This window comes from Beutenbergia cavernae DSM 12333 (assembly GCF_000023105.1).
In the GTDB taxonomy this organism is placed as follows: domain Bacteria; phylum Actinomycetota; class Actinomycetes; order Actinomycetales; family Beutenbergiaceae; genus Beutenbergia; species Beutenbergia cavernae.
The window spans coordinates 3018242-3043881 of record NC_012669.1 but is presented as its reverse complement, the minus strand read 5'-3'; the positions used below and the strand labels follow the sequence as shown (position 1 = coordinate 3043881).

Annotated in this window: 22 protein-coding genes; 18 read left to right on the top strand and 4 right to left on the bottom strand. The window is 73.5% G+C overall.

The genetic code is table 11. The features are described from left to right. The first annotated feature begins 98 nt into the window (after nt 1-98). The 6 genes from murI (at nt 99) to BCAV_RS13775 (ending at nt 7707) form a co-directional block, all read left to right on the top strand. Nucleotides 99-977 carry a glutamate racemase gene (murI, locus tag BCAV_RS13800; RefSeq protein ID WP_015883222.1) on the top strand — a complete coding sequence of 293 codons (879 nt, stop codon included), beginning with the start codon at nt 99-101 and terminating at the stop codon, nt 975-977. After that, nucleotides 974-1771 (top strand): MBL fold metallo-hydrolase, encoded by a 798-nt coding sequence (locus BCAV_RS13795; RefSeq protein ID WP_015883221.1) that lies wholly within the window; start codon nt 974-976, stop codon nt 1769-1771. The genes murI and BCAV_RS13795 overlap by 4 nt, the downstream gene beginning before the upstream one ends. A gap of 125 nt (nt 1772-1896) precedes the next feature. Further along, the gene (locus BCAV_RS13790; protein WP_015883220.1) at nt 1897-4563 is read left to right on the top strand and encodes a phosphoenolpyruvate carboxylase; all 2667 of its coding nucleotides are present in this window, start codon (nt 1897-1899) and stop codon (nt 4561-4563) included. 20 nt (nt 4564-4583) lie between these two features. Further along, entirely contained in the window at nt 4584-5423 is an 840-nt protein-coding gene (rph, locus tag BCAV_RS13785; protein WP_015883219.1) for a ribonuclease PH, read from the top strand. Next, nucleotides 5420-6049 (top strand): RdgB/HAM1 family non-canonical purine NTP pyrophosphatase, encoded by a 630-nt coding sequence (gene rdgB / locus BCAV_RS13780; RefSeq protein WP_015883218.1) that lies wholly within the window; start codon nt 5420-5422, stop codon nt 6047-6049. The genes rph and rdgB overlap by 4 nt, the downstream gene beginning before the upstream one ends. Further along, nucleotides 6049-7707: an ABC-F family ATP-binding cassette domain-containing protein gene (locus tag BCAV_RS13775; protein ID WP_015883217.1), complete on the top strand. Its 1659-nt coding sequence runs from the start codon at nt 6049-6051 to the stop codon at nt 7705-7707. The genes rdgB and BCAV_RS13775 overlap by 1 nt, the downstream gene beginning before the upstream one ends. Nucleotides 7708-7710: 3 nt before the next feature. Here BCAV_RS13775 and BCAV_RS13770 read toward each other — a convergent pair whose 3' ends face one another. Genes BCAV_RS13770 through BCAV_RS13760 form a run of 3 tightly spaced genes read right to left on the bottom strand, consistent with a single transcriptional unit; the run spans nt 7711 to nt 9094 of the window. Continuing rightward, nucleotides 7711-8148 carry a TIGR03668 family PPOX class F420-dependent oxidoreductase gene (locus BCAV_RS13770; protein WP_015883216.1) on the bottom strand — a complete coding sequence of 146 codons (438 nt, stop codon included), beginning with the start codon at nt 8146-8148 and terminating at the stop codon, nt 7711-7713. Next, the gene (locus BCAV_RS13765) at nt 8145-8561 is read right to left on the bottom strand and encodes a DUF3054 domain-containing protein (protein ID WP_015883215.1); all 417 of its coding nucleotides are present in this window, start codon (nt 8559-8561) and stop codon (nt 8145-8147) included. The genes BCAV_RS13770 and BCAV_RS13765 overlap by 4 nt, the downstream gene beginning before the upstream one ends. Then, nucleotides 8558-9094 (bottom strand): NUDIX hydrolase family protein, encoded by a 537-nt coding sequence (locus BCAV_RS13760; RefSeq protein WP_015883214.1) that lies wholly within the window; start codon nt 9092-9094, stop codon nt 8558-8560. The genes BCAV_RS13765 and BCAV_RS13760 overlap by 4 nt, the downstream gene beginning before the upstream one ends. A gap of 186 nt (nt 9095-9280) precedes the next feature. Between BCAV_RS13760 and BCAV_RS13755 the strand changes: the two genes are divergently transcribed. The 8 genes from BCAV_RS13755 to BCAV_RS21685 all read left to right on the top strand — a co-directional run bounded on the left by BCAV_RS13755 (nt 9281) and on the right by BCAV_RS21685 (nt 18968). Next, a complete protein-coding gene (locus BCAV_RS13755; RefSeq protein WP_015883213.1) occupies nt 9281-10987 on the top strand; it encodes an ABC transporter substrate-binding protein in 1707 nt (568 codons plus the stop codon). 118 nt (nt 10988-11105) lie between these two features. Continuing rightward, complete coding sequence (locus BCAV_RS13750) at nt 11106-12101, top strand: ABC transporter permease (RefSeq protein WP_015883212.1); 996 nt, start codon at nt 11106-11108, stop codon at nt 12099-12101. Between the two features lie 8 nt (nt 12102-12109). Further along, nucleotides 12110-13021: an ABC transporter permease gene (locus BCAV_RS13745; protein WP_015883211.1), complete on the top strand. Its 912-nt coding sequence runs from the start codon at nt 12110-12112 to the stop codon at nt 13019-13021. Beyond that, complete coding sequence (locus BCAV_RS13740) at nt 13018-14067, top strand: ABC transporter ATP-binding protein (RefSeq protein WP_015883210.1); 1050 nt, start codon at nt 13018-13020, stop codon at nt 14065-14067. The genes BCAV_RS13745 and BCAV_RS13740 overlap by 4 nt, the downstream gene beginning before the upstream one ends. Further along, a complete protein-coding gene (locus BCAV_RS13735; RefSeq protein WP_015883209.1) occupies nt 14064-15125 on the top strand; it encodes an ABC transporter ATP-binding protein in 1062 nt (353 codons plus the stop codon). The genes BCAV_RS13740 and BCAV_RS13735 overlap by 4 nt, the downstream gene beginning before the upstream one ends. Then, nucleotides 15122-16165 carry a LacI family DNA-binding transcriptional regulator gene (locus BCAV_RS13730; protein WP_015883208.1) on the top strand — a complete coding sequence of 348 codons (1044 nt, stop codon included), beginning with the start codon at nt 15122-15124 and terminating at the stop codon, nt 16163-16165. The genes BCAV_RS13735 and BCAV_RS13730 overlap by 4 nt, the downstream gene beginning before the upstream one ends. Continuing rightward, nucleotides 16162-17760, top strand: coding sequence for an FAD-dependent oxidoreductase (locus tag BCAV_RS13725; RefSeq protein ID WP_015883207.1), 1599 nt, complete (start codon nt 16162-16164; stop codon nt 17758-17760). Before BCAV_RS13730 ends, BCAV_RS13725 begins: the two co-directional genes overlap by 4 nt. Before the next feature lie 326 nt (nt 17761-18086). Further along, the gene (locus BCAV_RS21685; RefSeq protein ID WP_015883206.1) at nt 18087-18968 is read left to right on the top strand and encodes a phosphotransferase enzyme family protein; all 882 of its coding nucleotides are present in this window, start codon (nt 18087-18089) and stop codon (nt 18966-18968) included. Between the two features lie 32 nt (nt 18969-19000). Here BCAV_RS21685 and BCAV_RS13715 read toward each other — a convergent pair whose 3' ends face one another. Next, nucleotides 19001-20014, bottom strand: coding sequence for a LacI family DNA-binding transcriptional regulator (locus tag BCAV_RS13715; protein ID WP_015883205.1), 1014 nt, complete (start codon nt 20012-20014; stop codon nt 19001-19003). Nucleotides 20015-20167: 153 nt separating this feature from the next. Between BCAV_RS13715 and BCAV_RS13710 the strand changes: the two genes are divergently transcribed. The 4 genes from BCAV_RS13710 to BCAV_RS13695 are packed head-to-tail and all read left to right on the top strand — an operon-like array spanning nt 20168 to nt 25608. Beyond that, nucleotides 20168-21472: an ABC transporter substrate-binding protein gene (locus BCAV_RS13710; RefSeq protein WP_015883204.1), complete on the top strand. Its 1305-nt coding sequence runs from the start codon at nt 20168-20170 to the stop codon at nt 21470-21472. Continuing rightward, nucleotides 21469-22461 (top strand): carbohydrate ABC transporter permease, encoded by a 993-nt coding sequence (locus tag BCAV_RS13705; RefSeq protein ID WP_015883203.1) that lies wholly within the window; start codon nt 21469-21471, stop codon nt 22459-22461. The genes BCAV_RS13710 and BCAV_RS13705 overlap by 4 nt, the downstream gene beginning before the upstream one ends. Then, the gene (locus BCAV_RS13700) at nt 22458-23288 is read left to right on the top strand and encodes a carbohydrate ABC transporter permease (RefSeq protein WP_015883202.1); all 831 of its coding nucleotides are present in this window, start codon (nt 22458-22460) and stop codon (nt 23286-23288) included. Before BCAV_RS13705 ends, BCAV_RS13700 begins: the two co-directional genes overlap by 4 nt. A gap of 13 nt (nt 23289-23301) precedes the next feature. After that, a complete protein-coding gene (locus BCAV_RS13695; protein ID WP_015883201.1) occupies nt 23302-25608 on the top strand; it encodes a beta-xylosidase/alpha-l-arabinosidase in 2307 nt (768 codons plus the stop codon). The last annotated feature ends 32 nt before the right edge of the window (nt 25609-25640 follow it).

Here is a 25640-nt window from a genome sequence, read left to right as displayed (position 1 = left end):
CAGGTCCGTCAATCACGGGATCGGCGGCGGTATGGCCGTGGCGGACGTCACGTCCACCCGGCAGGCGTGGTGGGAGGCCGCAACTACGCTGGGGGCCCGTGAGCGACGCACCCATCGGCATCTTCGACTCCGGCGTCGGCGGGCTGACCGTCGCCCGTGCGGTGCTGGACCAGCTGCCGCACGAGTCGGTGCTCTACGTGGGCGACACGGCCCGCACGCCGTACGGGCCGCGGCCGATCGCGCAGGTGCGCGAGTACTCGCTCGAGATCCTCGACTCGCTCGTCGCCTCCGGCGTCAAGGCGCTCGTGATCGCGTGCAACTCCGCGTCGGCCGCGATGCTGGCCGACGCACGGGAACGGTACGAGGGCGACGGCGTCCCGGTCGTCGAGGTCATCCGGCCCGCCGTCCGCCGGGCCGCGGCCGCCACCCGGAACGGGAGGATCGGCGTCATCGGCACGCGGGCGACGATCTCCTCCCGCGCCTACGAGGACGCGTTCGCGGCCGCCCCCCAGCTGCAGCTGCACACCCGGGCGTGCCCCGACTTCGTCGAGCTCGTGGAGGACGGCGAGACGTCCGGGCCGGCGGTCCTCGCCAGCGCCCACGCGTACCTCGACCCGCTGCGCGACGCGGGCGTCGACACGCTCGTGCTCGGCTGCACTCACTACCCGCTGCTCGCCGGGGCGATCTCGTACGTCATGGGCGAGGGCGTCACGCTCGTCTCCTCGGCCGAGGAGACGGCGCTGGACGTGTACCGCACGCTCGTCGCGCACGACCTGCTGCGCTCGGCCGACGGTGCCCGAGGAGACGACGGCGCCCGGTCCGCGCCGCGGCACCGGTTCCTCGCGACCGGCGACCCCGCGGCCTTCACCCGCCTGGCGCGCCGCTTCCTCGGGCCCGAGGTGGACGACGTGCACGACGCCGTGGAGGTCACCGGCGAGATCCCGCGGATCACGGCACCCCTGCGGGGCACGCGATGAGGCTCACCGTGATCGGGTGCTCCGGATCGACGTCGGGGCCGGCGTCGCCGTCCTCCTGCTACCTCGTGCAGGCCGAAGGACCGGACGGGTTCGGCGGGACGCGGACCTGGAGCGTGGTGCTCGACCTCGGCTCCGGAGCCTTCGGCGGACTGCTGGAGCACGTCGAGCCGGCGGAGATCGACGCCGTCGCCCTCACCCACCTGCACGCCGACCACGTGGTCGACGTCGCGGGCCTGCACGTGTACCTGCGCTACCACCCTCAAGGGCCGCGCGGACCCGTGCGGGTCCTCGGCCCGGAGGGCACCGACGAACGGATCCGCGACCTCGTCATGGCCGGGGACGACGAGCCCGTCACGGAGCAGCTCGCGATCGAGGAGTGGCCCCCGGGTGGAGCCGTCCAGGTCGGGCCGCTGCGGCTCGAGGCCGCGGCCGTGCGACACCCCGTCCCCGCGGTGGGCATCCGGGTGACCGGTCCCCGCGAGGGCGTCGGCGACGCCGGCGACGCCGTGCTGCTCTACACCGGGGACACGGACTCCTGCCCCGGCGTCGAGGCGCTCGCCGACGGCGCGGACGTGCTCCTTGCCGAGGCGGCGTTCGAGGAGAACCGCGAGAGCGTGCGGGGGATCCACCTCACCGGACGCCGGGCCGGCGAGCTGGCGCAGGGGCGGGCCGGCCGGCTCGTGCTCACGCACCTGCCGCCGTGGACCCGCCCCGAGGTCGTCCGGGCCGAGGCCGAGGCCGTCTTCGACGGACCGATCGACATGGCGGAGCCCGGCGCGACGTGGGAGCTGTGAGATGACCGGTCGGTGGTCACTCTGCGAACGTCCGCCGAGCCGCCGTCGATCAGCCGCTAGCCTCGCCGTGGCCGGTGCACCGACGCCGCCGCCGGACAGGACCAGAACGCACTGAAGGAGGCGAGATGACCGGATCGTCGAACGGGCGCGGAGGCGCCGTGCACGAGATGCCGGACGAGCTGCGCGCCGACGTGCGGCTGCTGGGTGAGCTGCTCGGGGAGGTGCTGTCCGAGACCGGGGGACCGGAGCTGCTCGACGACGTCGAGCGCCTGCGCGGGCTCACGATCGCCGCGTACGGCGCGGGTGAGGCGAGCGCGATCACCCAGGCCGAGGCGCTCGTCGACTCCTTCACGCCGGAGCGCGCGGCCGACGTCGCGCGAGCGTTCACGTGCTACTTCCACCTGGTCAACCTCGCCGAGGAGTACCACCGGGTGCGGACCCTGCGGCAGCGGGACCGCGAGCGCGGCGAGAGCGAGGGTCCGGCGTCGGCCGACTCCCTGCCCGGTGCGCTCGCGCAGCTGCGCGCCGAGGTCGGCGAGGAGGAGACCTCGCGCCGGCTCGCCGGGCTCGAGTTCCGCCCGGTCCTCACGGCTCACCCCACGGAGGCGCGCCGACGCGCTGTCGCCGCCGCCATCCGGCGCATCTCGGAGCTCGTCGCGGAGCGCGACGACCCGCGCCTCGGCGCCACCACGCTGGCCGAGATCCGTCGCCGCATGCTGGGCGAGATCGACACGCTGTGGCGCACCTCACCGTTGCGGACGTCGAAGCCGTCGCCGCTCGACGAGGTCCGCACGGCGATGGGCGTGTTCGACGAGACGCTCTTCCAGGTGCTGCCCCAGGTCTACCGGATCCTCGACGACCACCTGCTCGGCGCCGACGCCGGCCGCGTGGCGCCCCGCGCGCCCGCGTTCGTGCGCCTCGGGAGCTGGATCGGCGCGGACCGCGACGGCAACCCGAACGTCACCGCGAAGGTCACCCGGGCCGCGGCGAGCATCGCCGCCGAGCACGTGCTGCTCGGGCTCGAGCGCGCCGCCACGCGGATCGGCCGAGCGCTCACGCTCGATGCCACGAGCACGCCCCCGTCGGGCGAGCTGCTCGCGCTGTGGCGCAGGCAGCAGTCCGTGGACGAGGAGCTGACGGCGGAGATCGCGGCGCGCGCACCCGACGAGCCCTACCGGCGGGTCGTGCTCGTGATCGCCGAGCGCATCGCCGCGACCCGGCGACGCGACGCGGACCTCGCGTACGCCGACCCCGAGGAGCTGCTCGCCGACCTCGACGTCGTCCAGGCCTCGCTCGTGGCGGCGGGCGACGCGCGCGGGGCGTACGGCGAGCTCCAGCACCTCATCTGGCAGGTGCGGACGTTCGGGTTCCACCTCGCCGAGCTCGAGGTGCGGCAGCACTCCAAGGTCCACGCCCTCACCCTCGCCGAGATCGAGGCGAAGGGGGTCGACGGCGACCTCGACCCCGTCGCCGTCGAGGTCCTCGAGGTGTTCCGCGTCATCGCGACGATCCAGCAGCGCTACGGCCAGCTCGCGGCGCGCCGCTACATCGTCTCGTTCACGATGTCGGCGGACGACATCGCCGCCGTGTACCGGCTCGCCGAGCTCGCCCTGGGCTCGGCCGAGGCGGCACCGGTGCTCGACGTCGTGCCGCTGTTCGAGACGTTCGCGGACCTGGAGGCGAGCACCGACGTGCTCGACGCCATGGTCACGCAGCCGCAGGTCCAGGCGAGGCTGGCGGCGACCGGTCGACGGCTCGAGGTCATGCTCGGGTACTCCGACTCCGCGAAGGACGTCGGTCCGGTCTCCGCCACGCTCGCGCTCTACGACGCGCAGAGCCGCATCGCGCGCTGGGCGCAGGACAACGACATCGTGCTCACGCTCTTCCACGGTCGGGGCGGCGCTCTCGGCCGGGGCGGCGGCCCGGCCAACCGCGCCGTCCTCGCCCAGCCGCCGAACTCCGTGGACGGTCGCTTCAAGCTGACCGAGCAGGGGGAGGTCATCTTCGCGCGGTACGGCAACCCGCACATCGCCACGCGGCACATCGAGCAGGTGGCCGCGGCCACGCTGCTCGCCTCCGCGCCGTCGATCGAGGAACGCAACTCCTCGGCCGCCGCCACGTACGCGGACGTCGCCGCACGCATGGACACGGTGTCGCGGAGCCGGTTCTACGACCTCGTGCAGGCCGAGGGGTTCCCGCAGTGGTTCGCCGAGGTCACGCCGCAGGAGGAGGTGGGTCTGCTCGCGCTCGGGTCCCGCCCGGCGAAGCGCGGACTGTCGGTCAACTCGCTCGAGGACCTGCGAGCGATCCCGTGGGTGTTCGCGTGGACCCAGGCACGGATCAACCTCACCGGCTGGTTCGGCCTCGGCGCCGCGCTCGACGCCGTCGGGGACCTCGAGCTGCTGCGCCGGGCGTACGCCGAGTGGCCGCTCTTCACGACGATGATCGACAACGTCGAGATGTCGCTGGCGAAGACGGACGAGCGCATCGCACGCCGGTATCTCGAGCTGGGCGACCGGGAGGACCTGGCCGCGCTCGTGCTCGACGAGCTGGCCCTCACCCGGCGCTGGGTGCTCGACATCACGGGCCACGAGCGGCTGCTCGCCACGTCCCGGGTGCTCGGACGCGCCGTCCAGCTGCGCTCGCCGTACGTCGACGCTCTCTCGCTCATCCAGCTGCGCGCCCTCCGCGCGCTGCGCGAGGGGGCCGACGAGGCGAAGGTCCCCGAGCTGCAGCGACTCCTGCTGCTGTCGGTGAACGGCGTCGCCGCAGGACTGCAGAACACCGGGTGATCCCCGCGTAGCCTGGGCGCATGAGTGCCCACCCCACCGACGCCCCCGCCCCGACGACCGTGCGAGCGGACGGCCGCGCCCCGGACGACCTCCGGCCGATCCGGATCACGCGGGGCTGGCTCGACGCCGCCGAGGGCAGCGTGCTCGTGGAGTTCGGGAACACGCGCGTTCTCTGCGCGGCGTCCTTCACCGCGGGCGTCCCGCGCTGGCGCAAGGGGTCGGGCGAGGGCTGGGTCACCGCCGAGTACGCGATGCTGCCGCGGGCGACGAACACGCGCAACGACCGCGAGTCCGTGCGCGGCCGGATCGGTGGCCGGACGCACGAGATCTCCCGGCTGATCGGCCGCTCGCTGCGGGCCGTCATCGACGTCGCCGCCCTCGGCGAGAACACGATCGTCGTCGACTGCGACGTGCTGCAGGCCGACGGCGGCACCCGCACGGCGGCGATCACCGGCGCGTACGTGGCGCTCGCCGACGCCGTGGCCTGGGGGCTCGAGCACGGGGAGGTCCGGCGCGGGGCGCACGTGCTGCGCGACTCGGTCAGCGCCGTGAGCGTGGGCATCGTCGACGGCGCTCCGCTCCTCGATCTGCCGTACGCGGAGGACGTGCGGGCCGAGACGGACATGAACGTCGTCGTCACCGGGTCCGGGTCGTTCGTCGAGGTGCAGGGCACGGCGGAGGGTGCGCCGTTCGACCGCGCCGAGCTCGACGCGCTGCTCGACCTCGCGCTCGTGGGCACGCGCCAGCTCGCGGCCGTGCAGGCCGCCGCGTTGGAGGCACCCGCCCCGGGGCACCCGCCGCACCCGCAGTCGGACGCCGTCGCCGGTGACGAGGCGCGGTCCGTCGCCGGGCTCGCGTGACGACGACCCACGGGGACGCGCGGCTCGTCCTCGCCACGCACAACGCGCACAAGATCGTCGAGCTGCGCGCCATCCTCACGCCCCTGCTGCCCGGGCTCGCCGAGGGCGCCGTCGTCGGAGCGGCCGACGTCGGCGCCGCCGAGCCGGTCGAGGACGGCGTCACGTTCGCCGAGAACGCGCTCATCAAGGCTCGCGCGCTAGCCGCGCACACCGGGCTGCCGGCCGTGGCGGACGACTCGGGGATCGCCGTCGACGTCCTCGGCGGGGCGCCCGGCATCTTCTCCGGCCGATGGTCCGGGCGGCACGGCGACGACGAGGCGAACCTCCGGCTCCTGCTGGCCCAGCTGTCCGACGTGCGCGACGAGCACCGCGCGGCGGCGTTCGTGTGCGCTGCGGCCCTCGTGCTCCCGGACGGTGCCGAGCACGTCCGCGAGGGTCGCCTCGCGGGCACCCTGCTGCGCGCCCCTCGGGGGGACGGGGGATTCGGGTACGACCCGATCCTGCGCCCCGACGGCCACGAGCGGACGTGCGCTGAGCTCGATCCCGAGGAGAAGAACGCCATCTCGCACCGCGGGCGCGCGTTCCGGGCCCTCGCGCCGCTCGTGGTCGAGACGCTCCTGCGCTGATGCGCCGCGCGCAGCCGCAGCTCGTGGCGGACGGCGTCAGGTTCGGCTACCCGGGTCGGCCGGTCCTCGACGGCGTCGACCTCGCCGTGTCGGGGCGGGACCGGATCGGGCTCGTCGGGGAGAACGGCGCGGGCAAGACGACCCTCCTGCGCGTCCTGGCCGGCGACCTGCGCCCGACGGCGGGTGAGGTCCGCCGGCACGGCAGCCTCGCCGTCGTCGAGCAGGAGCTCGACGCCCAGCCCGGGACGACGATCGGCGACGTGCTCGCCGAGGCGACCACCGCCGCCCGCGCCGTCACGCAGCGGCTCGAGACGGCCGCCGGGGACGCCGGCGACCGGGCCGGGCTCGCCCGCGCGCTCGAGGAGTACGAGCGCCTCGCCGCGTGGGACGCCGACCGGCTGCTCGACGAGGCGCTCACGAGGTTCGGCGCGCCCCGAGAGACGTCCCGGAGCCTGACCCGGCTCAGCGTGGGCGAGCGGTACCGGGTGCGGCTCGCGGCGCGGCTGGCGGATCCGGTGGACGTGCTGCTGCTCGACGAGCCGACCAACCATCTCGACGTCGACGGCGTCACGTACCTCACGGAGCGGCTGGTGGCGTGGCCGGGCGCGCTCGTCGTCGTCTCCCACGACCGGCAGCTGCTCGACGACGTGGCGACCGCGATCCTCGACCTCGATCCGGCGATGGACGGCCGGCCGGCGCTGTACGGCGCGACGCGGTACGACGACTACCGCGCCGCCAAGGCGGCCATGGTGCGCCGCTGGCGGTCGCGCTACCACGCGGAGCGCACCCGCTCGGCGCGGCTGGCCGAGGTGCTCGACGCGAGCTACGAGGGGCTCTCGGACGAGTGGCGTCCGCCGAAGGGCTCGCAGAAGCACCGCCGCGGCACGCGCGCCCGCACGCACGTCAAGGCGGCCGACCGCCTCCTGCAGCGGCTGGAGGCGGACGCCGTCGACGTCCCCGTGCCGCCGCTCGAGCTCGCGTTCCCGGACCTGCCGGCGGCGCCGGTGGGCCACGACGGCGGACCGCTCGCCGTGCTCGACTCACCGGTGGTGACGGGCCGGCTCGCTCTCGACGAGCAGTGCGTGATCGCACCCGGCGGGCGTCTGCTCGTGGTCGGCCCGAACGGCGCCGGCAAGTCCACGCTGCTGCGGCTGCTCGCCGGGACGCTGGCGGCCGACGGCGGGAGCCGACGTGCCGCGCCCGGCGTGCGGTTCGGCGCGCTGGAGCAGGAGGGCGCCCTCGAACAGGCCGGGGCGCACGACGACGCGGCCGGCGAGGGGGCGCGGGTCGCGGGGTTCACGGGGTTCGACGCGGCGGCGCGGCGCGGGCTCGCGCTGCTCGACGACGGGGCGCTGGACCCGGCGCGCGTGGTGGCGGTCGCGTCGCTGGGGCTGCTCGCCGAGGAGGACCTCGACCGGCCGGTGAACGAGCTCTCGGTCGGGCAGCGCCGTCGGCTCGACCTGGCGCTCTCGCTCGTGGCCGCGCCGCACGTGCTGCTCCTGGACGAGCCGACGAACCACCTCTCCGTGGACCTGGTCGACGCCCTCACGGACGCGCTGCGGGCGACGGGCGCCGCCGTCGTCGTCGCGACGCACGACAGGCGCATGCGCGCCGACCTGGCCGACTGGCCGCGGCTCGAGCTCGGGCGCTCGACCTAGCGGTCAGCCCGGCGTGGCCTTCCACCCGCTCCAGCGGGTGACCTCGGCGACGACGGCCGGGCCGTCCGGCCGGCGATCGGCGTACTGCGGGTGCCGTGCGACGAGCAGCTCGATCGCCTGCTCCAGCTCGGGGCCGCCGTCGACCACCCGGGCGTGGGCGTCCGCGCGCACCCACCACAGGCGCGACCAGTCGTCGTCGTAGGAGTCGGCGAGGAGGGCGACCGTGGGGTTCGCGCGGATGTTGGCCAGGCGCCGCAGGTCGGGCGAGCGCTTGGGCTTGTGGTCGACGGCGTGGACGACGACGTCGCGCCCGCCCGGGCCGGCGCCCGCTCCGACGGCGACGACGACGGGCACGAGGTGCGGGACGCCGTCGGCGTCGGCGGTCGCCAGGTAGGCGTGCGGGGCGCCGGCGAACCGGACCCGGCACTCCTGCGGGCTCATGGCGCAGCTGCGCCGGGGCGACGGCGCACCACCGCCGCCGCGACGAGGCGCCACCCGATCACCAGCACGGCGAGCACGGCTGTGGCGACCAGGACGAACGGGAGGGCGAGCCCGCCGCCGCTCAGGCCGCGCAGGGCGAGGCCGGCGAGGAGCGTCGCCGCCCAGATCACGACGCCGGTGGGGATCGGGCGCAGCGGTGCGCGCCAGGCGCGGGAGAGCAGCCACCCGAGCCCGAGCCCGGCGAGGAACGGCCAGGCGACCTCGAGCGTGCCGACCAGCGTGCCCGCCTCCGCGTGGGTGCGGCGGCCCGCGACCACGAAGACCAGCACGCAGACGACGTCGAGCGCCGCCGCCAGCGCGACGGCGCCGCGGGCGACGGCGACGCCGCTCGCGGCGTGCGGGGGAGTGCTCACGGGAGGCGCCCGGTGTGCGCGAGCGCCGTCGTCACGAGAGCGGCGTGGCCCGAGACCATCTCCGCCTGGATGCGGGGGTCCACCGCCTCGGCCGGGCTGAGCCACGCGAGCTCGAGCGCGTCCTGCTGGGGCGCGGCGTCGCCGTCGAGCGGGACGAGGTACGCCAGCGAGACGGCGTGCTGGCGCGGGTCGTGGAAGCCCGTCCCCGGCGTGGGGAAGTACTCGGCGACGGTGAACGGCTGCGGTGAGAGCGGCAGGCGCGGCAGTGCCATGGGGCCGAGGTCCTTCTCGAGGTGCCGGGCCAGCGCGTCGCGGACGCTCTCGTGGTAGAGCACGCGTCCCGAGACGAGCGCCCGGGAGATGCCGCCGTCCCGCGAGACCCGCAGGAGGACGCCGACGGAGGCGACGAGCCCGTCGTCGTCCAGTCGCACCGGCACGACGTCGACGTACACCATCGGCACCTTGCGGCGGACGAAGTCCAGGTCGTCGGGGGACAGCCAGGGGCCGAGGTCGTCGGCGCGGATCTCACTCACCCGACCATTCCTACCCGATCGAGCCGGTGCGGTGCCCGGCCGCGCGGCCCCTCGGTGGTCGCTGCGGAGCAGGACCCCTTGACGGTCGGCGACGGCGGCTCCTACAGTCTCCGGTCATACGTAGCACCAAAGTTGGCGCTGCTGCTGTGACACCTGTGCTCATACGAATGAGCACGTGGCCCAAGCATGACCACCGCACACCTCGACGACGAGAGCGAGCTCCCCATGCGCAGGACGTCCAGGCTCCTCCGGGCTGCCATCCCCCTCGGCCTCTTCGCCGTGCTCGCCGCGGCGTGCTCGCCGAACGACGTCACGGACCCCGGCGGCTCCGACGCCTCCGACGGTGACGCCTCGGCCGAGCTCATCTACGGCAACACCGACGGCGGCACGACGTACGTGCTCAACTTCAACGTGTTCTCGCCGGCGACGGACAAGTCGCCGAACTCGAACCTCGTGTACGAGCCCCTGGTCCGCATCGACCACAGCGACGGCGGCACGATCGCCCCGTGGCTCGCGGAGTCGTGGGAGTTCACCGAGGACGGGACCAGCCTCACGTTCACCCTCCGCGACGACGTCACGTTCTCCGACGGCGAGCCGATGACCGCCGACGACGTCGCCTACTCCCTCTCGATCCCGCTCGAGCACCCCGAGCTGAACGCCAGCGGAGCGACCTACTCCGCGGTCGAGGCGACGGGCGACGGCGTCGTGCAGGTGACGTTCGAGGCGGCGTCGTTCAGCGTGCTCAACCAGTTCGCGAACCTGCTGATCGTGCCGGAGCACCTCTGGGCCGAGCAGGACCTCACGACCTGGACGAACCCCGAGCCGGTCGGGACCGGGGGATTCACCGTCGAGGACTTCTCGCCGCAGCAGATCACCTTCGCAGCCCGGGACGACTACTGGGGCGGAGAGTTCCAGGTGACGACCGTCAAGGTCGTGCCGGTCACGCAGGACACCGTCAAGTCGCAGCTGCTCGCGGGCGACGTCGAGTGGGGCACCGTCTCCTGGGCCAACGGCGAGGAGGAGTTCGTCGGCGTCAACCCGGACACCAACCTCTACCAGCGCTACGCCACCGGCGGCTCGTACGCGGCGTGGTTCAACACCGCGCAGGCGCCCTTCGACGACGTCCACGTGCGCCGTGCCCTGGCCATGACGATCCCGCGCACGGACATCGTGGCCACGCTCAACCGGCCCGGCACCGAGGCCAACCCGAGCGGTCTCCAGGACGGCATGTACGACGACTGGCTGCTGCCGGAGTTCCAGGGCGCGGTGCAGGACGTCGACGTCGACGGCGCACTCGCGGAGCTCGCGCAGTCGGGCTACACGATCGAGAACGGCGCCCTCGTGAAGGACGGCGAGAGCTACGCACCGACGATCTCGTTCAACACCGACTTCGGCTGGGACGCGTACGCGGACATGATGATCAACAGCTGGCGCGAGAACCTCGGTCTCGAGGTCGCCCCCGCCGGCTCGCCCGGTGCCGCGCTGCTCGAGCAGCAGCAGCTCGGCGACTTCGACATCACGATCAACACCGCTGGCGGGTCGAGCGTGTTCGGCGCGTTCAGCGGGCTCAGCTCCGAGTACGTGCTGCCGGAGGGCGAGCAGGCGGCCGCCAACTTCGGGCGGTGGGACGACGCCGCCACGGACGAGGTCCTGGAACAGATGGCGGCGACGGCCGACGAGGCCGAGCTGCGCGAGTTGGGGTATGAGATGCAGCGGATCGTCGTCGACGACGTCCCGTTCAGCCCGATCTACGCGTCCTACTGGTTCATCAACATCAACGCGACGAGCTGGACGGGGTGGCCCACGCCCGAGGACTTCGAGTACGTGCCGTTCCCGCAGCTCGGCCCGGCCACGACCTTGACGCTGCTCGGCCTCGAGCCGACCGGCTCGTGAGTCGGCGCGCACCGGTGAGGAGGAGGACATGAGCGCGACGACGCCCGACCTCGTGGTGCCGCCACCCGGCGACACGGCGGGGGCAGCCGACGGGCCGCCGTCGTCCACGCGCCTGAGCGTGCCGAGCAGGTGGAAGTTCCTGGCCCGCAGGCTCGGGTTCTACCTCGCGGCGGCGTGGGCGGCGATCACGCTGAACTTCCTCATCCCGCGGCTCATGCCGGGCGACCCGTCGGTCGCGATCATCCAGCAGCTGCAGCGGGTGAGCGGCCAGCAGCTCCCGCCGGAGACGCTCGTCTCGATCCAGGCGCTGTTCGGCAACCCCGACGCGAACCTGGCCGAGCAGTACGTCACGTACCTCGGCCAGCTCGCCCGGTTCGACCTGGGCATCTCGATCTCGAGGTTCCCGACGCCGGTCGCGGAGCTCGTGGCGTCGGGTCTGCCGTGGACGCTCATGCTGGTCGGGTCGACGACGGTGATCGCGTTCGTGCTCGGCACCGGGCTGGGCGTGCTGACGGGGTGGAAGGCCGGTGGGCGGTTCGACGCCGTCCTCACGCCGGTCTCGACGTTCGTCTCCTCGGTGCCGTACTTCTGGGTGGCGCTGCTGGCCCTGTGGGTGTTCGCGTTCCAGCTCCGGTGGTTCCCGTCGTCGGGCGGCTACGACCCCGACGCGCAGGGCGTGGAGTTCTGGCTGAGCGCGCTGCGCTACGGGTTCCTGCCGGCCGCGACGATCGTGTTCTCCGCGTTCGGGGGGTGGCTGCTCGGGATGCGGAACATGACGGTGACGACGGTCCGCGAGGACTACGTGCTGCTCGCGCAGGCCAAAGGGCTGTCGTCGGGGCGCGTCGTGCTGCGGTACGCCGCTCGGAACGCGATGCTGCCGAGCTTCACGGGGTTCGCGCTGGCGCTCGGCGGCGTCATCGGTGGCGCTCTGCTGACGGAGATCGTCTTCAGCTACCCGGGCATCGGGTACCTGCTGTACGACGCGCTCACCAAGCGCGACTATCCCGTGATGCAGGGTGTGTTCCTGCTCATCGCGCTCACCGTGCTCGTGGCGAACCTGGTCGCGGACTCGGTCTACGTGCTCGTGGACCCGCGCGTCCGCGAGCAGGGATGAGGCGCGGCATGCACACCTCGATGTGGTCGAACCCGAAGGTGCGGTTCGGCGTCGTCGTCGTCGGCTTCTTCGTGTTCCTGGCGGTCCTGGGGCCGTGGCTCACGGACACCGTGCTGGGGATGGACCCCCGCGCGAACGACACGTCCGCCATCGCGTCGCCGCCGAGCGCCGAGCACTGGCTCGGCACCACCCAGTTCGGTCAGGACGTGCTCGCCCAGCTCATCGCCGGCGCCCGGGGCTCGATGTTCGTCGGCGTCCTCGCTGCGCTCATCGGGACGGCGCTCGCCATCGCCTTCGGCGTGACGGCCGGCTACTTCGGCGGCACCGTCGACCACGTCCTGAACTTCGTGACGAACCTGTTCATGGTCATGCCGGTGCTGCCGCTGATCTTCATCGTGTCCGGCTACCTGCGCGGCACCGGTCTGGCGATGATCGCCGTCATCATCGGCGTCTTCGGCTGGGCGGGCGGCGCGCGGACGTTGCGGGCGCAGACGCTCAGCGTGCGGAACCGGGACTTCGTGCTCGGGATGCGGATGCTGGGGGAGTCGCAGCCGCGCCTCATCGCCGTCGAGGTGCTGCCCCACCTGACAGGCTGGATCGCGTCGATGTTCCTCGGCGCGATGATCGGGGCGATCCTCGCGGAGGCAGGTCTCGCGTTCCTCGGCATCTCCGACTCCGGCTCGATCAGCTGGGGCTCGATGATCCAGGCCGCGCAGAGCCAGAGCGCCGTCATGCGCGGCCTGTGGTGGTGGTTCGTGCCGCCCGGCCTGTGCATCGCGCTCATCGGCACGGCGGCCGCCATGATCAACTTCGGGGTCGACGAGCTCGCCAACCCCAAGCTCCGGGCCGCCACCCGCCGCGTCGTCCGCCGGACGCGCCGCGTAGAACGCGCCGTCGCCGCCGAAGGAGGCGCCGCATGACCGCCGTCACGAGGCCGAGGTCCGGCCGGCAGAGGGTGAGCGCCGGGCAGGTGGCCAACGACGTCGTCCTCGACGTGCGCGACCTGACCGTCGAGTACATCGGGCCGGACGGCGGCACCGCCGCGTGCCGGGACGTCACGTTCCAGCTCGGGCGCGGCGAGGTGCTCGGGATCGCCGGTGAGTCCGGTTCGGGGAAGTCGACGCTGATCACGGCGCTCACGCGCCTGCAGCGCCCGCCCGCGACGACGACGGCGGGCAGCGTCGTCTTCCATCCCGCCGACGGGACACCCGGCGTCGACCTCGTGCCGCTCTCTCCCCGCCGGCTCCGGCGCCTGCGCTGGACGTCGATGTCGATCGTCCTGCAGAGCGCGATGGACGCGCTCAACCCGGTCATGCGGCTCGGCGACCAGTTCGCCGACGTCCTGCGCACGCACGTCCCCGGGCTGGGCAAGGAGGGCGCGCGCACGCGCACGGCGGAGCTCCTCGGGATGGTCGGGATCTCGGCGGACCGCGCACGCAGCTTCCCCCACGAGATGTCCGGCGGGATGCGGCAGCGCGCCACGATCGCTCTCGCTCTGGCGTGCTCGCCGCAGCTCGTCGTCATGGACGAGCCGACGACGGCCGTCGACGTCGTCATGCAGCGCCAGATCCTCGCGCAGGTGCTGCGGCTCCGGCGCGAGCTGGGCTTCGCCGTCATCGTCGTCACGCACGACCTGTCCCTGCTGCTCGAGGTCGCGGACCGGATCGCGATCATGTACGCGGGGCGGATCGTCGAGATCGGCACCGCGGAGGCGCTGTATCGAGACCCGGCGCACCCGTACACCCGCGGGTTGCGCGACTCGTTCCCGCCGCTGCACGCCCCGCTGACCACGCTGCGCGGCATCCCCGGCACGCCGCCCGACCTGAGACGGCTGCCGACCGGCTGCCCGTTCCACCCCCGGTGCCCTGTCGCCGTCGCGGAGTGCTCGGACGTCCTGCCCGCTCTGGTCTCGCTGCCCGAGCAGTCGGCGGCGTGCCTGCTCGTGAACCAGGAGGCCACACCATGAGCACAGTGACCGACCCGCCCGTGCTGTCCGCCGTCGACGTGACGAAGCACTTCGTGGTGCGCGGGGCCGTCGGCGACTCCGCGGTCGTGCGGGCGGTCGAGGACGCCTCGGTGGACCTGCACGCGGGCCGGATCGTCGCCGTCGTCGGCGAGAGCGGCAGCGGGAAGACCACGCTCGCCCGCCTGCTGGCCCGGTTCTACGAGCCGACGTCGGGGGAGGTCCGGATCGAGGGAGCGCCCGCGTCGGCGCGCTCGCAGCGCGCCTACCACCAGGACGTCCAGCTGATCTTCCAGGACCCGTTCGGATCCCTGAACCCGGTGCACCGCGTGCGGCACAACCTCGACCGCGCCCTGCGCATCCACGACAGGCGACTCTCCGCCGCCGAGCGACGCCGCCGCGCCGTCGAGCTCCTCGAACGCGTGAGCCTCACGCCGGGGGAGGACTTCCTCGAGAAGTTCCCCCACGAGCTGTCCGGCGGGCAGCGGCAGCGCGTCGTCATCGCCCGGGCGCTGGCCGTCGGCCCGAAGGTGCTGCTCGGCGACGAGCCGATCTCGATGCTCGACGTGTCGATCCGGCTGGAGATGCTCAACCTCCTGGACCGGCTGCGCCGCGAGGAAGGTCTAGCGCTGCTGTACATCACGCACGACATCGCGAGTGCCCGCTACGTGTGCGACGACGTCGTCGTCATGTACGCCGGCCAGATGATCGAGGGCGGTCCGAAGGACGACGTCATCGCGCGGCCGGCGCACCCGTACACCAAGCTTCTGGTCGAGTCCTCCCCGGACCCGGACCGCGTGGGCACCGTGTCACGGGAGGAGCTGTTCGACGACGCCGAGGCGCTCGGCGAGCCGCCGAGCCTCATCGAGCCGCCGGCCGGGTGCCGGTTCCACCCACGGTGCCCGTTCGCGATGGAACGCTGCCGCGTCGAGGCTCCGCCGCGCGCCGAGCTCGGCGGGGGCCGGTGGGCGCGGTGCTGGCTGCACGAGGCGGGTCGGGCCGACGAGATCGGCGCCTCCACGTTCTCGCAGGCGCTGGCCGCCCGGGGGGCCGTCTCGTGACCGCCCGGCGCGAACGGCCCCCGCGGCAGGCGGACGTCGCCCGCCTGGCCGGGGTGTCGCAGTCGGCCGTCTCGCGCGTGGTCAGCGGCGACCTCGCCCGGATCCCGGCCGCCACGCAGGACCGGATCCGCCTCGCCGTGCGCGAGCTCGGGTACGTGCCGAACCCGGCCGCCCGGAGCCTGCGCCGCCGCCGCAACTCGCTGCTCGGTGTCCACACGTTCGAGCCGGTCTTCTCCCGGGCGCGGGACGGCTTCTACGTCGACTTCCTGCTGGGCATCGAGGAGCGCGCCGAGGAGTCCGGGAACGACCTCGTCATCTTCACGTCCGCGGCCGGCGGGGACGGGTCGCGCTCGGTGTACCGCTCCGGCGTGAACCGGCTCGGCATCGCGGACGGCAGCATCCTGCTCGGCGTCGCCACCGACGCGCACGAGCTCGCACGGCTGGCGGCCGAGGGGTACCCGTTCGTGCACATCGGACGCCGGGAGGTGCCGGGTGCCCAGATCCCGTGCGTCGTGCCGGACTACCGGGCGGCCGCCGCGGAGGTCGTGGGCCACCTCGTGGAGCTCGGGCACCGGCACTTCGCGTACCTGCGCGACCACCACGGCATGCCGCCGTACGACGACCGGCGCTCCGGGTACGCGGCGGCGCTCTCGGCGCACCGGCTGCGCGACGTCTCGCCCGGCGCGCAGGGGCGGGCGGGGATCACCGACGAGTGGATCGACCGGATCGCCGACGGGCCGACGACGGCGGTGGTCGCGGAGAGCGTGTGGCTCGCCGACCGTCTCGTGGCCGGGCTGGCCGCGCGAGGGCTCAGCGTCCCCCGCGACGTGTCGGTGGCGGTGCTCGAGACCCGGGAGCCCGACTCCGCGATCGCGTGGGACTGCCTGGTGATCCCGCGCGAGGAGATCGGCCGGATCGCCGTCGACCGCCTGATCGACATCTTCGAGGACCCCGGCCAGGACGCGTCCATGACCTGGGTGCCGTGCTCGATGGCACCCGGCGACACCATCGCAGCAGCCCTTCAGAAGGAGAGAACGTGACAGAACGCAGCACCGAGGTCCTCGTCGTCGGCGGAGGGCTCGGGGGAGTGGCGGCGGCGTTGACGGCGGCCCGGCTCGGGCGCCGTGTCGTCCTCACGGAGGAGACGGACTGGCTGGGCGGGCAGCTCACCGCCCAGCTCGTGCCGCCCGACGAGCACGCCTGGATCGAGACCGACGTGGTCTCGCCGAGCTACGCCGACCTGCGCACCCGGATCCGCGACTACTACCGGCGCGCCTACCCGCTGACCCCCGAGGCGGCGGTGGACCCCATGCTCAACCCAGGACGCGGCAAGGTCTCGCGGCTCTGCCACGAGCCGCGGGTCGCCGTCGCCGTCCTCGACGAGCTGCTCGCTCCGTGGCGCGCGTCAGGGGCGATCGACGTGCTCATGGGATACGTGCCCGTCGCCGTGCACACCGACGGCGACGTCGTCGAGGCGGTGACGCTGCGGGACGCCGCGGGCGACGAGCTGACGGTGACCGCGCCGTACGTCGTCGACGCGACGGAGCTCGGCGACCTGCTCGAGCTCGGCGGCGTCGAGCACGTCGTCGGGGCTGAGTCGCGTGACGAGACAGGCGAGCTGCACGCCCCCGCCCAGGCGGACCCCCTCGACCAGCAGGCCGTCTCCTGGTGCTTCGCCCTGGAGCACCGCCCGGGCGAGGACCACACGATCGACCGGCCGGCGTCGTACTCGCACTGGGCGAGCCACGTCGCGCCGTTCTGGCCGGGCCCGCAGCTGTCCTGGACCGACGTCGAGCCGGTGTCCCTGAGACTCCGCGACCGCCCGATCTTCATGTCGGCGCCGACCGAGGGCGTGCCGTTCGACCTGTGGGCCTACCGGCGGATCCTCAGCTCCGAGGTGTTCGACGCCCGGTCGGGCATCCGTGAGGTGTCGGTCGTGAACTGGCCGCAGATCGACTACTGGGAGGCGCCCCTGCTCGGCGTCAGCGACTCCGAGGCCGCGCGCGCCCTGGAGGCGAGCCGCGACCTCTCGCTCGCGTTCCTGTACTGGATGCAGACGGACGCACCGCGCGAGGACGGCGGCACCGGCTACCCCGGCCTGCGGCTGCGCCCGGACGTCGCCGGCACGGCGGACGGCCTGGCGAAGGCGGCCTACATCCGCGAGGCGCGGCGCATCCGAGCCGAGTTCACGGTGCTCGAGCAGCACGTCGGCACCGAGGCCCGCGGGATCGACGCCGGTTCGGCGCTCTTCGCCGACGCCGTCGGGATCGGGCACTACCGGATCGACCTGCATCCGTCGACGGCGGGGCGCACGTACGTGGACGTGGCGAGCTTCCCGTTCCAGATCCCGCTCGGGTCGCTCCTGCCGGTGCGGGTCGAGAATCTGCTGCCCGCGTGCAAGAACATCGGCACGACGCACATCACGAACGGCGCGTACCGGCTGCACCCGGTGGAGTGGTCGATCGGAGAGGCGGTCGGTGCGCTCGCCGCGTTCAGCCTCGACCGCGGGATCGCCCCGCGGAAGGTGCGCGCGGACGCCGTCGAGCTCGCCGACTACCAGGCCCTGCTCACCGACACGCTCGGCATCACGCTCGCGTGGCCGGAGCAGGTGCGGACCCACCGTCCCGCGTACTGACGTGGCGCGCGTCCGCCCTTCTCCGACCGTGTGGTTGGTCCCGCGAAGTCGGGGGTTCGGGGGACCAACCGCACGGTCGGTGCTTGGGCCGGGCCTGCCCTCATTCCGACCGTGTGGTTGGTCCCGTGAGGCTGGGGTTCGGGGGACCAACCACACGGTCGGTGCCTGGGCGGAGTCCGCCCTCGCTTCGAGGGTGTGGTTGGTCCCGGGAGGCCGGGGGTTCGGGGGACTAACCGCACGGTCGGTGCTTGAGCGGAGCCCGACGGAGGGGGCACAGGCCGAGTATTCGGTCGCGCCGGGTGGGCGGACGTTGGCACGATCGCGACGTGGACGTCCCCGGCCTGCTGCGCACCCGGTGGGGCGTGGAGGTCGACGCCGTCGAGCCGCTCGACCTGGGGATGAACTCGCTGACCTGGCGGATCCGCAGCGGAGGGCGTGCCTTCGTGGCGAAGGCGGTCGGGCTCTCGGACGGCGCGTTCGGCGCCGGGCTGGAGCTGGCGCGACGGCTGGACGCGGGCGGGCTGATCACGGGAGCACCCGTCCCGAGCCTCGGCGGCCGGCTGGTCGAGCGCGTTGGCGAGCAGCAGCTCGCCGTGCTGCGGTACGTGGACGGGACTCCGCTGGCCGGCGGGCCGGAGGACCAGTCGGAGATCGGTGCGACGCTCGCCCGGGTGCACGAGCTCGCCCCCGCGCCGGCCGGAGACCTCGTGCGGTGGCTCGAGGTCGTGACGCAGTTCGACGACCACCTCGACCTCGAGCCCTGGATCCGGCCGGCCGTCCAGGCCGGTCTCGACGACGTCGTGCACCTGACGTCGCGACGGCCGTTGACCTGGGCCTCGCTGCACGGCGACCCGGCTCCCGAGGCGTTCCTGAGGCAGGCGGACGGGACCGTCGCGCTCATCGACTGGGGCGCCGCGATGGTCGGGCCCGTCCTGTACGACGTCGCGTCCGCCGTGATGTACGCCGGCGCCCCGGAGCACGTCGTGGCCGCCTATCTCGCCGGGGCGGGTCCGGGCCGCGCGGCCGAGGTCGCCGAGGGGCTCCACACGTTCCGCCGCCTGCGGTGGTGCGTCCAGGCCGCCTACTTCGCCTGGCGGTGCACCATGGACGTTCGGACCGGTGCCCCGGACCCAGGCGCGAACGCGACGGGACTCGAGGACGCCCGGCGAGCACTCGCGACCGCGGACGCGGGATCGGCGCTCGAGTGATCCGCCAGGGCCAGGCCGGCTAAGAAGGCCGGTCAGGCGGGCCGTGCGGGCGGCGCGCACGACGCCCGCTCGACCAGCGCCGTCGGGAGGCGGACGTGCGCCGGCACCTCGCCACCGGTCAGGGCCTCGACGAGCACGCGCAGTGCCTGGGCGCCCATCTCCTGGATGGGCTGAGCGATGGTGGTGAGCGGCGGCGTCGTCAGCGCCGACTCGGGCACGTTGTCGAACCCGATCACGGAGAGATCGGCGGGGACGCTCAGGTTGAGCTCCCGCGCGGCGTCGATCGTGGCGATCGCGGAGATGTCGTTGGCCGCGAACACGGCGCTCGGCCGGCCCGGCCCGGCGAGGAGCTCTCGCGCGACGGGTTCGGCCGTCTCGCGCCGGTACCCGCCGACGCGGACGAGCCCGGGGTCGACGGCGACGCCGGCGGCTGCCATCGCCTGCCGGAATCCCTCGTCGCGCAGCCGGGCGGACTCGAGGTCGGTGCGGCCGCCGAGGAACCCGATCCGACGGTGGCCGAGCGCGAGAAGGTACTCGGTGGCGCGGACGGCGCCGGCGAGGTTGTCGGAGTCGATCGTCGGCAGGTGCGAAGGTCCGGTGTGGGGGTCGACGGCGACGACGGTGACGCCCTGCTGCACGTCGACGACCGTCGGGGTCACGAGGATCGCCCCGTCGATGAGCGTCCCGGACAGGCGGGAGAGCGACCGCCTCTCCCACCCGGCGTTCCCGTCCGCGCGCCCACCCGCCGAGTACGCGAGCAGCTCGTAGCCGGTGCCCGCGACGGCGCTCGACGCACCCTTGAGCAGCTCGGCACTGAACGGCTCGAACTCCGCGACGAGGATCCCGAGGACGTTCGTGCGGTGGCTGCGCAGGCTCCGCGCGACGAGGCTGGACTCGTACCCGAGATCATCGATGACCTCGCGGACGACGAGCGCCGTCGCCTCGGCGACCCCGTAGCGCGAGTTGATCACCTTCGAGACGGTCGCGACGGAGACGCCGGCACGCGCCGCGACGTCGGCGATCGTCACCCGTCCTTGCGTCGTCACGAGAGCAACGTACCCGCGTGACGACGCCGGGGCGACGCCGTCGTACCCGTGGCGAACCATCGTCTCGAAATCGTTATCGATAACGATTGACGCCTCGTCGGCACCGCTGTCAGACTCGCCGTCATCCGTCAACGACGACCGAGGAGCAGACCCATGAAGCACCCCACGCGAATGGCGTCCGCCGTGGCGCTCGGAGCGAGCATCGCCCTCCTGGCCGCCGCGTGCAGCGGCGGATCGGACGAGGGCAGCACCGGCGAGGCGAGCGAGGGCGCCGACGTCACCCTGACCTGGTGGCACAACTCCAACAACGAGCCCGGCCGCGGCTTCTACGAGCAGGCCGCCGCCGACTACGAGGCCGACCATCCCGGCGTCACGATCGAGATCCAGGCCCTCCAGCACGAGGACATGCTCACGAAGCTGGACGCGGCCTTCCAGACCGGCGACACCCCGGACGTCTACATGGAGCGGGGCGGCGGCGAGCTCGCCGACCACGTCGAGGCCGAGCTCACCATGGACCTCACCGACGTCGCAGCCGACGCGGTCGAGACCGTCGGCGGCTCCGTCGCCGGCTGGCAGGTGGACGGGCGGACGTACGCGCTGCCGTTCAGCGTCGGCGTCGTGGGCTTCTGGTACAACACGGAACTCTTCGAGCAGGCCGGGATCACGGAGGCCCCGACCACGATGGACGAGTTCGACGACGCCGTCTCGGCGCTCCGGGACGCTGGCATCGCGCCCGTCTCCGTGGGGGCGGGCGACCTGTGGCCGGCGGCGCACTTCTGGTACTACTTCGCGGTGCGGCAGTGCGCCCAGGACGTGCTGAGCGAGGCTGTGACGTCCCTGGACTTCTCGGACGAGTGCTTCCTGCGCGCGGGCGAGGACCTCGAGCACCTGATCGGGACCGAGCCCTTCAACGAGGGGTTCCTTGCCACGCCCGCGCAGTCCGGACCGACGAGCGCGTCGGCGCTCCTGGCCACGGGCCAGGTCGCGATGGAGCTCGCCGGGCACTGGGAGCCGGGCGTCATGCAGGGCCTCACGGAGGACCAGCTGGGACTCGGCGAGAACACCGGCTGGTTCCCGTTCCCGCAGGTCGACGGCGGCGAGGGTGACCCCGCGGCCACGCTCGGCGGCGGCGACGCGTGGGCCTGCTCCGCCGACGCCCCGCCCGAGTGCGTGGACTTCATCTCCTACCTGCTCTCGGACGACGTGCAGATCGGGTTCGCCGAGAACTCGATGGGCCTGCCCACCAACCAGGCGGCGAGCGGCTCCGTCGCCGACCCGGCGCTCGCCGACCTCCTGACGGTGCGCGACTCCGCGCCGTACGTCCAGCTCTACCTCGACACGGCGTTCGGCGAGAACGTGGGCGGGGCCATGAACGACGCCATCGGCCTCATGTTCGCCGGAGATGCGTCGCCGCAGGACATCGTCGACGCCATCCAGTCGGCCGCCGGCACCGCATGACAGCGGTGACCGACCACGGCCCCGCCGCCGACCGGGCCCGCGCCCGGTCGGCGGCGGCCCGTGGCCCGGGATCGCGGCGCCGGCTCCGCACGCCGTGGCGCACGCGGCTGGAGATCCTCTTCTTCGTCACGCCCGCCCTCGTGCTGTTCGCCGTGTTCCTGGTCGTCCCCGTCGTCCAGGCGGGCCGCTACTCGCTGTACGACTGGAACGGCCTGGGTCCGATGGACGACTTCGTCGGCCTGGCGAACTACGCGAGCGCCCTGGGGAACGAGGTCTTCCGCGGCGCCGTGGGTCACAACCTCACGATCGTCGTCCTGTCGATCCTGATCCAGCTGCCGCTCGGCCTCGGCATCGCGCTCCTGCTGAACCGCGAGATCCGGGGCCGGACGGCGCTGCGCGTCATCATCTTCGTGCCGTACGTGCTCGCGGAGGTCGTCGCGAGCGTCGTCTGGTTCATGCTCCTGCAGCCGAACGGCGCGATCGACGCGCTGCTCGAGTCGATCGGGCTCGGCGGCGTGGTGCAGCTGTGGCTCGGGGATCCCGACGTCGCCCTCTACACGGTGATGGTCGTCCTCACGTGGAAGTACCTGGGTCTCGCGGTGATCCTCATGCTCGCCGGGCTCCAGGGCGTGCCCGAGGAGCTGTACGAGGCGGCGCAGATCGACGGCGCCTCCTGGTGGCAGGTGCAGCGGCGGATCGCGGTCCCGCTGCTCAGCCCGACGATCCGCACCTGGGTGTTCCTGTCGATGATCGGTTCGCTCCAGCAGTTCGACATGGTGTGGATCCTCACCGCGGGTGGACCGGCCAACTCGACGACGACGATGGCGACGTACCTCATCAGCCAGGGCACCGACCGCAGCCTGTACGGCTACGCCTCCGCCGTCGCCGTCCTGCTGTTCGGCATCTCGTTCGTCCTCGCCGCGCTGTACCAGACCTTCGTCCTGCGGCCGCGCTCGGAACGGCGGCCTGAGACGGAGGTGGGGCGATGACGCGCAGGACGTTCTCCGGCGGAAATCCCGCCGTGTACGCGATCGCTCTCGTCGTCGTCGCCGTGACGCTGGGGCCGGTGATCTACGCCGTCCTCGGCGGGTTCCGGAGCAACGCGCAGCTGGCGAGCGATCCCGTCGGCATGCCGGACCCCTGGGTGTGGAGCAACTACGCCGGCGTGCTGACGTCGGGGAGCTTCTGGCGGTACGCGCTCAACTCGACCGTCATCGCGATCGTCACCACCGCCGTCGGCTCCCTGTTCGGCGTGATGGCCGCGTACCCGCTCGCCCGCTACCGGTTCCGCGGGCGGGAGGCGCTGTTCGGCATCTTCACGCTCGGCCTGCTGTTCCCGATCACGGTCGCGATCATCCCGCTGTTCCTCATGGTGCGGGACCTGCAGCTCGACAACTCCTTCTGGGGCGTCGCCCTGCCGCAGGCGGCCTTCGCGCTGCCCTTGACGATCGTGATCCTCCGCCCGTTCCTCGCGGCCCTGCCGACGGAGATCGAGGAGGCGGCGCTCATCGACGGCGCGACGCGCGTCGGCTTCTTCTGGCGGATCCTGCTGCCGCTCTCCGGTCCCGGACTCGTGACGGTCGGCGTCCTGGCGTTCGTCGCCTCGTGGAACGCGTACCTCCTCCCGCTGCTGATCCTCAACGACCCGGTGGCGAAGACGCTGCCGCTCGGCGTCGCCGACTTCTCCACCGAGCACGCCGCGGACACCGCCGGCGTGCTCGCGTTCACGTCGCTCGCGATGATCCCGGCTCTCGTGTTCTTCCTCGTGATGGAGCGCCGGATCGTCAACGGCCTCCAGGGTGCGGTCAAGGGCTGAGGGGCCAGGGGAGATGACGGAGCTGACGGACCTCGAGGTCGGCGCGCCCTCCGCCGGCGCCGCCGAGCGGATCGCTGCGCACCTGGCGCAGATGACGCTCGAGCAGAAGCTCGCCCAGCTGGTCGGCTACTGGGCCGACAGCGACGACGGCGTCGTCGCACCGATGCAGGGGGCGATGGGTGAGCTCGACGGCCTCCCGCACGCGACGCGGCACGGGCTCGGGCACCTGACCCGGGTCTACGGCACCCGGCCGGTGGCCGCCGTCGAGCGGCGGCGCTGGCTGCGCGAGGTCCAGCGCGACCTGGTCGCGCGCACCGGCGTCGGCGCGATCGTGCACGAGGAGTGCCTCACGGGGCTGGCCGCGTGGCGGGCGGCGTCCTTCCCGACGCCGCTGGCCTGGGGCGCGGCGTTCGATCCGGCGCTCGTGACCGAGATGGCCACGGCGATCGGTACCTCGATGCGCGAGCTGGGCGTCCACCAGGGCCTGGCGCCGGTGCTCGACGTCGTCCGCGACCCGCGGTGGGGGCGGGTCGAGGAGTGCCTCGGCGAGGACCCGTTCCTGGTCGGCACCCTCGGCACCGCCTACGTGCGCGGACTGCAGTCGGCCGGCGTGATCGCCACCCTCAAGCACTTCGTCGGGTACTCGGCGTCGACGGCGGGGCGCAACTTCGCGCCCGTGGCGGCCGGTCCGCGCGAGGTGGCGGACGTGCTGCTCGTCCCGTTCGAGATGGCCGTGCTCGACGGCGGCGCCCGCTCCGTCATGCACTCGTACGCGGAGATCGACGGCGTGCCCGTCGCCGCCGACCCCCGGCTGCTCACCGACCTGCTGCGCGAGCGGTGGGGCTTCGCGGGCACGCTCGTGGCCGACTACTTCGGGGTGGCGTTCCTCCACCGCCTCCACGGCGTCGCCGCCGACCTCGGCGAGGCCGCCGCCCTGGCCCTGGCGGCCGGGGTCGACGTCGAGCTGCCCACGGGCGACGCCTACCTAGAACCGCTCGCGGCGCGGGTGGAGGGCGGCCTCCTCGACGTGGCGCTCGTCGACCGCGCCGTCGAGCGGGTGCTGCGCCAGAAGGCCGAGCTCGGCCTGTTCGAGGCGCCGGCGGCCGACGAGCGCGACGATCCGGTCGACCTCGACCCGCCGGGCCACCGCAGGATCGCGGCACGCCTCGCCGAACGCTCGGCCGTGCTGCTCGCGAACGACGGGACGCTGCCGCTCGCTGCACCGGCGCGGGTCGCCGTCGTCGGGCCGAACGCGGACCGCGTCGAGGCGCTCTTCGGCTGCTACGCGTTCGTCAACCACGTGCTGCCGCACCATCGGGGCCTCGAGCTGGGCATCGACGTCCCGACCGTTCTCGAGGCGGTCCGCGCGCAGTGGCCGACGGCGCACGTCACCCACGTGCCGGGGTGCACGGTGGCGGGGAGCCTGCCCGACGACGCCGGCGGGCTCGGCGCAGCCGTGGCGGCGGCGAGCGACGCGGACGTGGCGATCGTCGTCGTCGGCGACTCGTCGGGCTTGTTCGGCCGCGGCACCGTCGGCGAGGGCTGCGACACCGACGACCTCGAGCTCCCCGGCGTGCAGCGCGTCCTGGTCGAGGCGGTCGTCGCGACAGGGACGCCGACGGTGCTCGTGCTGCTCACCGGCCGGCCGTACGCCGTCGGCTGGGCGCTCGAGGCGTGCGGCGCCGTCGTGCAGGCGTTCTTCCCCGGGGAGGAGGGCGCCGGCGCTCTCGCGAGGATCCTCTCCGGCGCCGTCATGCCGTCCGGGCGCCTCCCCGTGAGCTTGCCGCGATCGGCGGGTTCGCAGCCGGCCACGTACCTGCACCCGCCGCTCGGTGGCGACACGGAGGTCTCGAGCGTCCCGACGGCGCCCGCGCTGCCCTTCGGCTTCGGCCTGTCGTACACGACGTTCGCCCATGAGGACCTCACCACGCCCGCCGAGGTGCCGACGGACGGCGTCGTCGAGGCCCGCGTGCGCGTGGCCAACACCGGTGCGCGGAACGGCCAGGACGTCGTCCAGCTCTACGCGCGTGACCCCGTCGCCTCGGTGACCCGCCCGGTGGCGCAGCTCGTCGGGTTCGCGCGCGTGGAGCTGGAGCCGGGCGAGGAGGTCGAGGTCACCTTCCGGGTCCCGACGGCGCGGCTGGCCTTCTCGGACCGGGACCTGGTGCGCGTCGTCGAGCCCGGGGACGTCGAGCTCTGGGTGGGTGCCTCGTGCGCGGACAAGGAGACGACGGCGTCCGTGCGCCTCGTCGGCCCGGTGCACGTGGTCTCCCGGCGGGATGCGCGCGAGACGGGCGTCGTCGTCGGCGGTCGGGCGTAGGTTCTCTCCGGTGGGTGCCGCGCCGTGGCGGC